The organism is Bacteroides sp. Phil13 (genome assembly GCF_001940965.1).
GTDB classification, from domain to species: domain Bacteria; phylum Bacteroidota; class Bacteroidia; order Bacteroidales; family Bacteroidaceae; genus Bacteroides; species Bacteroides intestinalis.
Window position 1 is genome coordinate 219,271 of the sequence record NZ_MSHA01000010.1, and the last position, 13,114, is coordinate 232,384.

16 protein-coding genes are annotated in these 13,114 nt (G+C 49.4%); 2 read left to right on the forward strand and 14 right to left on the reverse strand.

What is annotated here, in order from left to right:
• Positions 1 to 49 precede the first annotated feature (49 nt).
• Positions 50 to 949, reverse strand: coding sequence for an OmpA/MotB family protein (locus tag BWI44_RS01975; RefSeq protein WP_195208306.1), 900 nt, complete (start codon positions 947 to 949; stop codon positions 50 to 52).
• Positions 950 to 1,039: 90 nt separating this feature from the next.
• Positions 1,040 to 3,139, reverse strand: coding sequence for a tetratricopeptide repeat protein (locus BWI44_RS01980; RefSeq protein ID WP_195208305.1), 2,100 nt, complete (start codon positions 3,137 to 3,139; stop codon positions 1,040 to 1,042).
• 250 nt (positions 3,140 to 3,389) lie between these two features.
• Here BWI44_RS01980 and BWI44_RS01985 point away from each other — a divergent pair, with 250 nt between their 5' ends.
• Positions 3,390 to 4,937: a PD-(D/E)XK nuclease domain-containing ATP-binding protein gene (locus BWI44_RS01985; protein ID WP_117692411.1), complete on the forward strand. Its 1,548-nt coding sequence runs from the start codon at positions 3,390 to 3,392 to the stop codon at positions 4,935 to 4,937.
• Positions 4,938 to 4,955: 18 nt separating this feature from the next.
• Here BWI44_RS01985 and BWI44_RS01990 read toward each other — a convergent pair whose 3' ends face one another.
• Entirely contained in the window at positions 4,956 to 5,384 is a 429-nt protein-coding gene (locus BWI44_RS01990; RefSeq protein WP_181982180.1) for a hypothetical protein, read from the reverse strand.
• Positions 5,381 to 5,755 carry a hypothetical protein gene (locus BWI44_RS01995; RefSeq protein WP_117692407.1) on the reverse strand — a complete coding sequence of 125 codons (375 nt, stop codon included), beginning with the start codon at positions 5,753 to 5,755 and terminating at the stop codon, positions 5,381 to 5,383. Before BWI44_RS01995 ends, BWI44_RS01990 begins: the two co-directional genes overlap by 4 nt.
• A 123-nt stretch (positions 5,756 to 5,878) precedes the next feature.
• Between BWI44_RS01995 and BWI44_RS02000 the strand changes: the two genes are divergently transcribed.
• Positions 5,879 to 6,172: a nucleotidyltransferase family protein gene (locus BWI44_RS02000; RefSeq protein ID WP_007667781.1), complete on the forward strand. Its 294-nt coding sequence runs from the start codon at positions 5,879 to 5,881 to the stop codon at positions 6,170 to 6,172.
• A 73-nt stretch (positions 6,173 to 6,245) separates the two neighbouring features.
• On the opposite strand, the gene BWI44_RS02005 is transcribed toward BWI44_RS02000, so the two are convergent.
• The 10 genes from BWI44_RS02005 to BWI44_RS02050 form a co-directional block, all read right to left on the reverse strand.
• Positions 6,246 to 6,596, reverse strand: a complete 351-nt coding sequence (locus tag BWI44_RS02005; RefSeq protein WP_007667779.1) for a type II toxin-antitoxin system RelE/ParE family toxin — start codon at positions 6,594 to 6,596, stop codon at positions 6,246 to 6,248.
• Entirely contained in the window at positions 6,590 to 6,784 is a 195-nt protein-coding gene (locus tag BWI44_RS02010; RefSeq protein ID WP_117707816.1) for a hypothetical protein, read from the reverse strand. Before BWI44_RS02010 ends, BWI44_RS02005 begins: the two co-directional genes overlap by 7 nt.
• Before the next feature lie 253 nt (positions 6,785 to 7,037).
• A complete protein-coding gene (locus BWI44_RS02015; RefSeq protein ID WP_138293032.1) occupies positions 7,038 to 7,508 on the reverse strand; it encodes an HU family DNA-binding protein in 471 nt (156 codons plus the stop codon).
• A gap of 194 nt (positions 7,509 to 7,702) precedes the next feature.
• Positions 7,703 to 7,993 carry a hypothetical protein gene (locus BWI44_RS02020; RefSeq protein WP_195208304.1) on the reverse strand — a complete coding sequence of 97 codons (291 nt, stop codon included), beginning with the start codon at positions 7,991 to 7,993 and terminating at the stop codon, positions 7,703 to 7,705.
• A gap of 424 nt (positions 7,994 to 8,417) precedes the next feature.
• Complete coding sequence (locus BWI44_RS02025; RefSeq protein WP_195208303.1) at positions 8,418 to 9,401, reverse strand: hypothetical protein; 984 nt, start codon at positions 9,399 to 9,401, stop codon at positions 8,418 to 8,420.
• Positions 9,402 to 9,491: 90 nt separating this feature from the next.
• A complete protein-coding gene (locus BWI44_RS02030; RefSeq protein WP_394368891.1) occupies positions 9,492 to 9,746 on the reverse strand; it encodes a hypothetical protein in 255 nt (84 codons plus the stop codon).
• A gap of 38 nt (positions 9,747 to 9,784) precedes the next feature.
• On the reverse strand, positions 9,785 to 10,366 hold the full coding sequence (locus BWI44_RS02035) for a helix-turn-helix transcriptional regulator (protein WP_195208302.1): 582 nt from the start codon (positions 10,364 to 10,366) through the stop codon (positions 9,785 to 9,787).
• Between the two features lie 274 nt (positions 10,367 to 10,640).
• On the reverse strand, positions 10,641 to 12,239 hold the full coding sequence (locus BWI44_RS02040; RefSeq protein WP_195208301.1) for a PD-(D/E)XK nuclease domain-containing ATP-binding protein: 1,599 nt from the start codon (positions 12,237 to 12,239) through the stop codon (positions 10,641 to 10,643).
• A gap of 104 nt (positions 12,240 to 12,343) precedes the next feature.
• On the reverse strand, positions 12,344 to 12,757 hold the full coding sequence (locus BWI44_RS02045; protein ID WP_195208300.1) for a type II toxin-antitoxin system VapC family toxin: 414 nt from the start codon (positions 12,755 to 12,757) through the stop codon (positions 12,344 to 12,346).
• The gene (locus BWI44_RS02050; protein ID WP_195208299.1) at positions 12,757 to 13,020 is read right to left on the reverse strand and encodes a hypothetical protein; all 264 of its coding nucleotides are present in this window, start codon (positions 13,018 to 13,020) and stop codon (positions 12,757 to 12,759) included. Before BWI44_RS02050 ends, BWI44_RS02045 begins: the two co-directional genes overlap by 1 nt.
• Between the last annotated feature and the right edge of the window lie 94 nt (positions 13,021 to 13,114).

Here is a 13,114-nt window from a genome sequence, read left to right on the forward strand (position 1 = left end):
AACGATTCTGCTATTCTTTTAATATGTATCAATGTTGCTTTTTGAACTTTTATTTAGTTTCAGCTTCTCCTTCCGCTTCCGGCGCCTTGTCTATCAGCTCCAGGAACTGGTCGAGCTTCGGAGTGATGATAATTTGCGTACGGCGGTTGCGTTGCTTGCCCAGTTCGGTGTCATTATCCGTGAGAGGATTATATTCTCCACGTCCGGCAGCGGAAAGGCGTTTGGGGTCAACGCCGTATTGATTCTGCAAGGCTTGCACTACGGATGAGGCACGCAGGGCGCTCAGGTCCCAGTTGTTGCGGATGTTGGGGCGGGAGATGGGCACATTGTCCGTGTTACCCTCTACCAATACTTCGTAATCCTTGTAATCGGTGATAATCTTGGCAATTTTGCTCAACGTTTCACCGGCGCGTTCGTTGATTTCGTAACTGCCGCTCTTGTATAGCATGTTGTCTGCCAAGGAGATGTAAACCACGCCTTTCAAGACCTTTACATCCACCTCTTTTAGCTCTTCGCGGCTCAGGGAGCGGGTGAGGTTGTTGGTCAGCACTACGTTCAGTGAGTCTGATTTGCTCTTGGTGTCCACCAGTTGCTTGATGTAGCGGTTGGAGGCGTTAATCTCATCCACCAGTTTGGAGATGTTGATGTTGCCTTGGGAGTTCTGCTGGAGGCTCTTGTCGAGGGAACCTTGCAGGGTGGCATAGCTGTTGCGCAACTCCTGATTGTTTTTTCGGGCTTCGCTTAGGCGATCCTCCAAGCTTTTGGCCTGCGTGCGATACTCGGCAAGCTGGATTTGCGCATCCTGATAGGATTTATCGAGGGTGGTCTTCTCGTCCTTCAGCTTGTTATAATCTGTTTGAAGATTCACTAATTCTTTCTTGCTTACGCATCCCGTCAGGAGCAGAGTCCCGACCAACAGAAAGGATGCAGCTAATTTTGTACGTTTCATAAATCTTTCTATTATAATGTTTATAAGTAATATTAACGCTAATAGTTTCCAAATGGTTGAACTGTTGCAAAGATAGTGAATACTATGCAATTATTCTTCTGCGGACATCACTTTTCTGATTTCAATGTCCGCATCAGCTCCTTCCGGCAATCCCAGTTTTATGCGTATCCGGTATCGTGTTTTCGAGACGCTGGATTTACTGATACCCAGGGTGCGTGCCATTTCGGAGTTGTCCAGTTGTAGCATGGCGAGCATGCAGAAGAGTTCGTCGCTGTAGGTCAGGTCGGGGCAACGGCTTCGCAGACGGTTCAGTGCTGTGGGATAAACGGCGGAGAAGTTTTGGCGGAAGCGTTCGGTGTCTTCTTTGCTGAAAAGGCTTTGTTGCAGGCTCTCCATGATGCTGTCGAGGTTGCAGGTGCTTTCGTGTGTGGCCTGGATGTCGGAGAGTTGGCGGACCAGGTCGAGATTGCGGTCGTTGAGTTGCTGGCGGTCGCGGATGAGGCTGTGCAGTTGCGTTTCCTGTTCGCGCAGCAGGGTGGCGGCGGCTTCCTGCCGGATGCGGATGGCACGATGTCTCATCACTACCCAGATGATGATGCCGGCAGCCAGCAGCAGGCAGAGTGTGCCAACGAGGAGGGTGGTGCGCAGGCGACTGTCCTTCAGTGCCACTTCGGCGGTGAGGGCGCGGTTCTCCTGCTCTTTCTTTTCGGTTTCGAAGCGGATGTTGGCGGCGGCAAGCTGGCGTATCTTCGCGTCGCTGGCTATGGAGTCGGAAAGGGCTTGATAGCGGGGCAGGAAGTCGGCAAGGAGGGCGAGACGGCCGGTATGGCGGTAGCACTCGGTGAGCAGGCGGGCAGCCTGGTGGGCCATGAGGCGTTCGGAAATGTTCTCCGATTCCGTTACGGCACTTTCCAACAGGGGGATGGCGCGGAGGTATTGTCCGGCTTGGGCACAGGCGCTTCCATAATAGTAAAGGTAGAAGGCTTGGCGATGGGCAGGTATCTGTCCTTCGAGGGTGGTGAAAATGCGCAGGCCTGCTTCCAGTGAGTCGGGCTGCAAAGTGAGCAGATGGGCGCGTTCGAGGGCGGCTTGCAGCTTATAGTAATCGTTGCCTGTACGGTTGAAGCAGCTGTCGGCTTGTTGCAGGGCGACGAGGGCATCAGCGGAACGATTCATTTCGGCAAGGACGGCGGCTTTGTTGATGTAGGAGCGTCCGCGCAGGTTGTTCAGTATCTCGAAGTCTTTGGGGGCGTTGGTTACGATGGCGCAGTAGCGCAGGGCTTCGTCGTAAAGGCCGAGGCGGCGGTAGGCTTCGGTCAGGTTTTCGGCGGCGATATATTGCCCTTGTCCGTCGGGTTTGTCGGAAGGAGTGGAGGCAATGGCTTGGCGGCAGAGGGCGATGCTCTGTTCATATTTACCCTGGTGCAGGTAGATGTCGGCGAGGCGGGCGATAGCATGGGGATAGAGGCCACCTCGGAAACCGGTGTGGCGGGCAATGTCGATAACCCGCAGGAAGGCTTGCTCGGCACGGGTGCTTGCGCTGTCCACGCCCATGTAGGTGATGCCGGCGGCGGCACTCCAGTAGCTGTCATTCTCGGGACATTCGAAGCGTCCGGTGGCTTGTGCACGGGCAAGGAGGCCGGAAGGGAGGGTGGCGGCGATACTGTCTTCTGTCCGGGCGAGCTTCATGGCTTGGTCGAGGCATTGCAGGGCTTCGGCGTGGCGGTCGAGGGGCATCAGCATCTGGGCTTTGGCGGTGAGGAGGCCGCGCAGGCAGTAACGTTCCAGAAAGGGGAGGTACAGGCGTTGGAGGCTGTCGAGGTGGCGGTAGCCGCCTTCAAAGTCTATTAGCAGGTTGTAGCTTACCATCAGGTAGCGCAAGGCACGGTTGCAGAGCAGGCGACCTTCGGCAGTGCTGAGGGTGTCAGAGTGTTGCGGGGCATCGGGATTGAGGCTAGCGGGCAGCAGGAAGATGGAGTCGAGATAGGGGATGGTTTCACGCTCCCGCCTTTGGTCGTAGAGGGGCTCTGTGGCGGCGAGGAAACGCAGGCTGTCAGCGTGGTAGCGGGGAGAACGGAGAGGGGCGGCTGCATTTCCGGTGATGGTTTCACTTCCGTTGCCGGTATGGCAGGCGATGAGGCACAATGGTAGTAACAGTAGCAGCAGTATCGGTTGTGGTATTTTATGCATGGTGGTCGTTTTTCTGGTTTATACTGTAATTCGCTGACAAAGTTATCCATTTCCGGCGGAATACAAACAATTCTTTTCCGAAACCGTTAATATCCTTCAAACATGCCGTTTGCACGGACTTTTTTCTTTACCTTTGCCCTGCAAGTGAAGATAGGCTACACCTCAACATAACTTTTTCATGCGAGTTATGAAAGTTCTGTATTCGGTTTGTGCTATCTTTGTGTCTGAACTCACTAAAAAGCAGGAAACTATGAGCAGCAAAATCTATCCCATCGGAATACAGAACTTTGAAAGTCTCCGCAAGGACGGCTTTTTCTACATTGACAAGACTGAGATTATCTACCGTTTAGTGAAGACCGGGCGATATTATTTCCTCAGCCGTCCCCGCCGTTTCGGTAAGAGTTTGCTGATATCTACCCTTGAAGCTTACTTCCAGGGCAAGAAGGAACTCTTCCAAGGGCTGGCCATGGAGCAGCTTGAAAAGGAATGGAAGAGATATCCCGTGTTACACCTCGACCTCAACATCGAAAAATACGATATCCCGGACAGCCTGGATAAGATATTGAACAATAACCTCACCCGTTGGGAAGAACTTTATGGTGCGGAATCTTCCGAAACATCCTTTTCCCTGCGCTTTGCCGGTGTCATTCGCCGTGCCTGCGAGCAGACCGGCCAGCGCGTTGCCATCCTCATCGACGAGTACGACAAACCCTTGCTGCAAGCCATCGGCAACCACGAGTTGCAACAAGCCTTCCGCAGCACCTTGAAACCTTTCTACGGAGTGATGAAAACCATGGACGGCTGCATCAAGTTCGCCCTGCTGACGGGTGTCACCAAGTTCGGCAAGGTCAGTGTGTTCAGCGACCTCAACAATCTGGACGATATTTCCATGCAGGAAATGTTTATTGACATTTGCGGCGTCACCGGGCAGGAAATTCATGATAATCTGGAGGAGGAACTACACGAACTGGCCTCTGCCAACGGCATGACTTACGATGAAGTGGTCGCCGAACTCAAAGCCTGCTACGACGGTTATCACTTCACCGAAAATTCCATCGGCATTTACAATCCCTTCAGCCTGCTCTGCACCTTTAAATACAATAAATTCGGCAGCTATTGGTTCGAGACGGGCACGCCCACCTACCTGGTGGAACTGCTGAAGCGCTACCACTACGACCTGGAGCACATGGCGCATGCCGAAACTTACGCCGATGTGCTGAACAGCATCTACGGTGACGAAGAACCGCTGCCAGTCATCTTCCAGAGCGGATATCTTACGATAAAGGACTACGACAAGGAGTTCGGGCTTTATCGCCTCGGCTTCCCAAACCGGGAGGTGGAAGAGGGGTTCGTCAAGTTCCTCATACCTTATTATACCCGCTTCAACAAGATAGAGGCTCCTTTCGAGATACAGAAGTTTGTTAAGGAGATACGTGCCGGCCAGCCCGACGCCTTCTTCCGTCGCTTGCAAAGCTTCTTTGCCGACACGCCCTACGAGTTGGTGCGCGACCTGGAACTGCACTACCAGAACGTGCTGTTTATCGTTTTCAAGCTTGTGGGCTTCTACACCGAGGCGGAGTATCACACCTCCGAGGGGCGCATCGACCTGGTGTTGAAGACTTCGGATTACATCTACGTGATGGAATTCAAACTGGAAGGTACTGCTGAGGAGGCTTTACGGCAGATTAACGAGAAGCACTATGCGCAACCTTTCGAGGCTGACCCGAGGCGGTTGTTCAAGATTGGGGTGAATTTCAGCAACCGGATGAGGAATATAGAACGGTGGGTGGTGGAGTGAAGCACGCCGTATGCTGAATCACATGCACGCCCATCCGAACTTGCGTACAAGTTCCGTAAGCAGGTTGCGGTCTTTCATTGGCAGACTGATTACAATGTTCTCGCGTGCATCCTCCGGTAAGACGTATCCGGCGGTGGGCAGCTTGTCTTCAGGTAGCGTTTTTTCATCTGACAAAGTTTTCCGGTACTCTCCTGACTGAAACACTACATCATAATATTCCCGTTCATTTTCCGGTTGAAGAAAGAGCTGACGCAAGTCTGCCTTACCCGTCAGAAAAGCATCCAACAGGCGTGCCGAAATGCGGATCCCTGTATAGCGGCACGCAGGCTCGTCTTCATACAGCAAACAAAGATACAGAGTTTCAAAGGCGTCTCTCGCCACGAAAAGTTGCGGTACGTCACAGAAGTCCAACAACTTGTCTATCCTTAACATATCTTCCATAATCAGACTGTTTTAGCTTGTGAAACATTAAAGTCTTTTGTTCTCCACCAAGAGTAATGAGCTATGCCGAAAGTTTTCTTTATCATTCCGTCTTTAGGTTCCAGTTTGACGATGACGATGCTTGCATTTTTGAATTTGGGCAGCTTCAATCTTCTCTCTGCTTCCTCCTTTGTAGAAAATAAGGAAATGGCTCTCGCTATACATTCATCTATTCCGAAACCTTTGAAGACTTTGTCCGGTTGTAATTTCCTCTGTGAAAAGAAGTCTTCCGTTGTGGCAGGATTACCGTTGGCAATTCTATAGTAATATCCCTTACACTGTGCGGCATCCGTAGGAGGACATTGTTCGGGCAGTGCTTCAAACCATTCTGCTGTCATTCTGCTTGATTTTCTCGCAAAGTTAATCCATTCCTGCTGATTAACAAATGTTTTTCTTACTTTGTTTGCAGGCCTTTATCCGGAAATCCGTATCTTTGTACCTGTCACTAAAAGAAGTAAGATATGGAAACCACCCAGGAGATCGTCGACCGTCTGCGGGCTTATAAGGAAAAGTTTGCCGACAAGTATGGCATCGAACAGTTGGGGCTGTTCGGTAGCGTGGCACGGGGGGAACAGGACGAGAAGAGTGATATTGACGTGTTTATTACGATGAGCCGTCCCAGTTTCTTTACCCGTATGAATATAAAAGAGGAGCTACAGAAGCTTTTTCATCGGAAAGTAGATTTGATAACCTTACACGAAAACATGTTTCGCAGTTTTCGCCAAAACCTTGAACGTGATGCGATATACATCTGAAATGAGTGTGTAGGAGCGAATGGAGTTCCTCACGATGAAAGCGAAACAGGCTGTGGAGCGGGGTTATTTTCTCTTAGTTTTCCGCATCTTCCATATCTTTTAAAATCTCTTTAATGAACTCATCTGAAACATTTTCCATTTCATTCTTATCATAAATAAAGAGAAAGAAGACAATCCCTTCTTGTTGGTACAGACTGAGGATGAGGCGAGCACCGCCACTTTTTCCCCGCCCTTTTGCTGAAATAGCCATACGCATTTTACGGACGGTTGCAAAAAGAGGAACGCCGACCTCCGACGGAGATTCCTGAATTTCGTCCATAACCTTCAACAAATCTTGTTTCAACGTACGATATTTTTTCAATAGTCGTTTGAAGGCGATCTTAAAATCGTCCGAGAACTGGAACTTTACAGCTTCTCTTACCATTTTTCTATTTCCTTTTCAGCCTCCTCACGACTCAGTTCAGGATATTTATCACGTTCGTTCAGGCCGCGGCGGATAGCTTTGGCCACTTTGAAGCTTTCTTCCCATTGCATCATTCTCTTGAAGAAACTTTTACTTATTTCCACCGTGACATGGTCTTGACCTTCACTGATGATTTTGTAATTTCTCATAATTTTTCTCCTTTGTAATAAAATGTTTTATACCCATATTCCTCTTAGAGGTTTGGTATGCCAAAGGTACGAAAAAAAGGTGTACTCTAACGAAATATCCCCCTTAAAATCAGTTCGTTTCTAAATAGAACAACAGCAAATAGCTGTCCGCCTGTCTGCTGCTGTTCCTCTCTCTGCATCGAGGGAGGGCGTAGGGGCGCATGAGTGCCGTGTTCGCCTCCCGCCCGGTTATCGCAACGGAGTTCGGTTTCGGTTATCCCAACGGATTTTCCTCTATTCCTCCGTCTCCGCCGCTGCTGCCGCCACTGCCTGTGCCGTCCAACTGGCTGATGGAATTGATATTTGCCCACGTCACGTTTTCGCCGACGAGGCCGCGGGTGATGGTGCTGCCTTGCCGATGCGACTCGGGCACGAAGCGTACGCGGGTGCCGGAGATTTGGTTGGCGTTCACCTTTTCGGCCGTGTCCACGCCTTTGCCGGTGGAGATGCAGGTGTAGTAGAAGGTTCCCAGACCCTCCACGTGTACCGTGCGACCGGTGTTCATACATGTCCCCAGCACAAGGCCGAGGGCTTCGAGGGTAGCTTTGGTGTCGGCGCTGCTCACGGTGGAGATGAGCGCTATCTGCTTGCAAAGCTCGTCCATTTCGATGGGTTTGCCCACGCTCACGGCTTGGGGATGCCACTTCTTGGACAACTTTTTGTAAATAGGTTTGAAAAATGCCATATTCTATGGTTTTTTAAGTGAAACATCTGCCTGAGCCTTGTGCAAAGGGCTTGTGGGGCGGTTTTTAGGGGTGCTGACACTTGTGCTAAGTGTCAGCGAGGTGAAGCTGTATTCCGCTAAGTCTGCATTTGTTGTCAGGATTTATCTTAGTAATTATTAATCAAGGGGGACGTATCAGAAGTGCTTTTCTCCGGTTACTTCAGCCAGACTACTACGTTGAGATAGAGGTCGCTGAAGTTAGTGTCCGTATAGTCTTCGGCACACACGGTGTAGGAGATGCCTTTCAGACGTCCGTCGCTGCCGTATATCTGGGTGGCGCTGACCACGGTCTGGAGTTCTTCGGGATAGGAGTTCTCAAGACTCACCTTCAGTTGGTTGCCGGCGCAGGTGTCCGAGCCTTCGCCCAGGAACTTGTAGGCGTAGTGGCCTGTGCCTTCGTCGGCTTTGTTGAGGGTGAAATATCGATGACCCGTTTCGTCCGCCATGCTGACGGTGATTGCGCGGCTGGCGCGTGTAAAAGCGCTCTATGACAAGGCATAGCCTTTTTCTGCTCCTGATAGTATAATTTCTCTTTTCATAATGAATTTGTTTTTATCTGTGTTTCCCTCTCTCTTCCTCTTCGCAGCTTTTCCGGTAGGGAAGGATGGCAAAAAACGAGAGTGAGGGTGAGGCAGCGTGCCGCCGACTGTATTCCCCGGTGGCTTGGGAAGTCTTTTCTGTGTGATGCCTCTCCTGCGATGTCTTCCTCCTTTCCTGATGCAGGCGGATTAGGGTGTTCCGTCCTTTTTTGTGTGGGTGAGGCTGCCATCCGGGCAGGGACGTATGACCCAAGATGGCAGTCTGTATTTCCTTCTTTCTGCACGCCGCATTTCGGCGGGGTAGGTTTAGTTGGGGATTACCGATTAATTTTTAGTTGTTTTCCTTCGTAAGGGTGGCTTCGATGGAACTGCATGTACCAGGGTTCATAACAAAGTTTTCGGACGTTGTAATCTTTGTAGAGTATGTACCATCTGCGCAGGTGACGGTTATGGTAATCTCATTATTCTTATATATAGGATTTGAAGAGACCATCATAAATGCTGTGATATAATTACCGGCACTAACATATGCTCCATTATCGTCGCTTCCATATTTTAACGTACAGCTGTTATAAGTAGGCAGACCTACTATTCTTTTCTGAACAGGACTGACGGTGAATGATTCAAGAAAACTGTATTGAGGGCCGGCTACTTTCACCTCTTTCACCGTATGCTGGCCGTAGGGAAGTGTCAGATGGAGGCGTAATATTGCGTTGATGTGCGTGAAGTTGAAAGATTTAGTGGCGGCATTGGCATTTACCGTTGCGCACATAAAATCGTAGTCTGCCAGATGGGCGGTAGTGAAGTTGGCGGTTTGCTGTTGCCCTGTCATGCTGAAGCTGTAGAATTTACTACCATCGTTACTGGTTGTAACGGATATCTTGCTCGGGGCGTTGTTTCCGCAATATACTGCATACAGTTGCTTGTTCATATCGAGATTGCTGTTCTCGTTTTTGAATGTTCCTGTTGCTTTTCCAGCTTCTCCTTCCAGCGTGAATTCTTCAAAACCGGCAGCGGTGAGGGTGTTGCCTTCTTTAAAGTTTTCGGAGTTGATGACATAAATCTTGTCTCCTGCTTTCCAAGTTACTTTCACCGTGTTGTTAGACACATCGTAGCCGTAGCTGGTTCGGGTCTGTGCATCCGTTCCGTCCGGGGTGCCTGCCCCTTGGTAGGTGGCGGTTATGGTAACGGGGCGTCCGGTCGGGGGGATGTCGTTGCTTTGCAGGGGTTCGTTGTCGCTGGTGCAGGCTGTGGCGGTGGTGAGCATCAGGGCTGCCATCGCTGCGTGATATACCTTATTATATATGCGTTTCATTGTTTGTTTTCCTTTCTGTTTTTTAGGATGATTATTTATTTTTATAGTGAATGGGGCTGCCGCTTCGTGCATCAGAGGGAGCGGCTCGGGCTATTGCTCCACGGTGAGGATGTCGTTTATCAGGTCTTCCAGGTCGCTGCTCGATGCGGAGTTGTAGCCTCGGCGGGTACTGCTTTGTTTGATAGTGGAGCCGCCGGTGAAGTCATTCAGGGTTCCGCTGCCTGCTATCACGCCTTCCAGGTCCATCTTAATCACTTCCATTTGCGGTGGTGTGTAGGTCATCTTGTTGCCGGCGGGGGTATGTGTGGCCGGGGCTTGGTGTTGTTTCATTTGTTCTGTTCTCATAATCATTTGTTTTTTAAGGGTTAATAAAAATGTTGTCATTATCTGATTTTTGTTTCTTTGTCTTCGGCGGGCTGCTCTCCGAGGAACATCATGTGTCCGGGCGGCAGTTTGTCCAGCGGTTCGCCCAGTAGCTGGAGCCATCGTGTCAGGTCTTCTTCGGCGGGCAGGCCTTTCAGTTTCTGTCGCAGGCGTTGCTTGGTCTTTATCACGCTGTTGGGCGTGATGCCCATGCTTTGGGCTATCTGTTTGTTTCGAAGACCCAGCTTGATGAGAAAACAGGTATGCTCTTCGCTGTCAGAAAGGCGGCCGTCGGTGTATGCTGTCAGTTGCTTCAGGAAGTCGGGGTAGTAGGTCATCATGAAGCCCACCAGCATCTGGTGGCTTTGGCTCTTCACGGCGGGAGGGCTGTAGAGGATGTTTCGCTGGGCGTGCATCTGTGCCATGGGGCATTCTGCCTCGTGGCGGTGCAACTGCTGTTCTACGCGCAGCTTTATCAGGGTGTCTATGCGTCGGCGCATTCGGGGCCATCGGTGTGTTTGCAACCATTGCTGTGCCGTGATGGCAAGGGCGCATCCGCCTATAAAGGCGGCCGTGGCGAGTAGTGTGGTGTTTATATCCATTGTCAATATTCTTGTTTGTCAGTACATGCTTTGCCAATCAGCAAAACTTACGAGTTCAAGATAGGGCTTATCTGTGTAACCACCGCACTTTGTCTATGGACAGTTTGATGGACAGGTAGTGTAATTTTGCCGTGACAAGGCAAGTGAACGGCATGGTTTGTGAAAAATAACGGAAGCATGAGGGCACGAAACAAAAAAGGCGAAAGACTTTTCGGTCTTTCGCCTGAGTGGGGGATGAATGGGGAAATGTAAATATGTGTTGATGAAGGTGGGGCTATAGCTTGTTAATCTCTTCTGTTGCTTGCTCTATTAACCATTCGCCAAGATTTCGCTTCTCTTTGTCGAAGGACACGCCCACTTTGATAAGTCGGCGTTCGTCGGCGGTATAAGGGATGAGATAACCTTTTTCATCAATCTGCCGTAGGGCTGCTTCGGCACTGCCGTCCAGCTTGAATTCGAATACATAAATGTACTCCGGAGTCTTGACTACTGCATCGGCACGCCCGCAAGCACTACGCACTTCGCTTTCGGTGAACTGTCCCATCAACTTGAAGACGAGGTAGAAGACAATCTGGTAGTTGTTCTCTTTTTCGCGATTCAGTTCGTAAGGGAAATCTGCAAAGAAGGCGCGTAGACGGGTGAGGAAGGAGTCGGTGTCGCCCGTCTCCAGTTCGTGGATGGACTTTCCGATGTAGAAATTGGTGTCGTTCTGTGATACCGGTGTATAGAAAGGTGTGGCAAAATTGAGGAAGCCATACTTAACCTCTTCGTTCGGAAAGCCGAGGGTGTACATATTGAACCTTTCATCGTACTTCTTTATCGTCAGATACCCACTTTGGTAAACCATTGGAACGGGATTATTCACATCGGCTCGGTCGTCGCTGAGCGAAAGTGCCCCTACTTGTATGCCGTCCATCTCGCGCAGGTCAAAGTTGGTCTTTTTCAGCATATTCACTAAGAAGGTGGGGGTGCCGCTACCGAACCAGTAGCTACCGAAGGCACGTTTCATCAGCGCATTGAGCACGCTGAAGGGATTGTACATTGGGGTGAATTCTTCATCATCGGTAAAGCGGTAGCCGTCGTAAAGACGGGTCATCTTTTCCAGTAGGGCTTCGTGTGAGAGTTTCTGTTTCAGTGCCATTGCTTCCAGTTCGGGGACAAAAGTAGTCTCAATTTCTGGCAATGTCATGCCGCAAAGGGTGTTGTAGTCGAGGTCGAAACTGATGTCGCTCAGTTGGTTGAGGTTGCTGAAGATGCCCATCTGCGCAAACTTGGTCACTCCGGTGATGAGGACGAATTGCAGCCAGGGGTCGGCATCTTTCAATACGGTATAGAAGGCGGTCAGCGTTTCGCGGAAATCGTCTTGCAGCTTGGAGTTGTCGAAGGAGCGGAGTAGTGGCTTGTCGTATTCATCGATAAGCACTACGACACGGCGACCAGTCTGTTCGTAGGCTTGCTTGATGACGGTCATGAAGCGGCCGGAATATGTGATACCTTTGCCGCCGGTCTGATATAATTGTTCCCACGCTTGGAACTGACGTTCAAGCATATCTGCCAACCGTTCTTTACTATCGTACTTCTCGGCATTCAAGCTGAGATGCAGCACGGGATATTCATACCAATTCTTTTCCAGTTGTTCCATAGCCAATCCCCGGAAAAGCTCTCGCTTACCCTTGAAGTAGGCTTCGATAGTGGAGAGCAACAAGCTCTTTCCAAAGCGGCGTGGGCGACTCAGGAAACAGGGCACACCTGCTTGGACGAGTTTGTAAATGAGTGCCGTCTTGTCTACATAAACAAAACCTTCACTACGTAGTTTTTCAAAGCTTTGTATTCCGACGGGAAGTCTGCGCGGGGTGAAATTATCTGTATTCATAACCACTGGATTTGATGAACTGTTTGCAAAGATAACAATTATCCCCGTACTCCGGTTGGGGAGTCGGGGATAATCTTGTGGGAATAATACGTTGGCAGTCGCATTTAAACGGATCGATCCATCCAGTTTTCAATGATGATACCAGGCAGTCTGCCTAAATGTTTAACATTATCCGTAACCATCATTAAATGATTAAGGATGGCGGCACAACCTATTAATATATCAAAATCATCAATTAGTTTTCCTTCTCTTCTTAAATCGGCTTTAATATCGCCGAATAAAGGTAATGTCTCAGAGACAGGAACTACTTTGAAGTGGTCGACCACAAAGGCAACATCTTTTAAACGCTCTTCTTTATTGTTACTGAAAGCTGCACCGAAATAAAGTTCTCCAAGGGTTATCTCGGATACATAGCAATTTTCCGGTTTTACTTTCAAAATTGCTTCACGAACGCCATGTTGGTTCTTAAGCATGGAGATACAAATATTAGTATCCAACAAATAACCTTTAGTTTTCATCAGAAGTTATCCATTTTTCTGGTTTTATTACTTGTCCTGCTTGCTCTGATGTATTTCATTTCTTCTTCCACTGAAGTACCGTCTTCCCATGCACCAGACAATGCACCAAAGAAGTTCTCAGAATTAGATGTCTTTTTTGCAGGATGAGATACCTTTTCTTTTAAGGACTCAGACAATTTGCTGATTAAATCTAATTTAATATCCGGACTTAATGGAGCTAATAACTTCATATACCATTCCGTGGGGTTTAATGACAGTTCCATAATATATTCTCCTTTCTTTATGCAAAAGTACTGTATTTCATGTAATAAACAAGAGAGTATTGGAATGTTTTATAGAAAAGAGCCACATATCCCA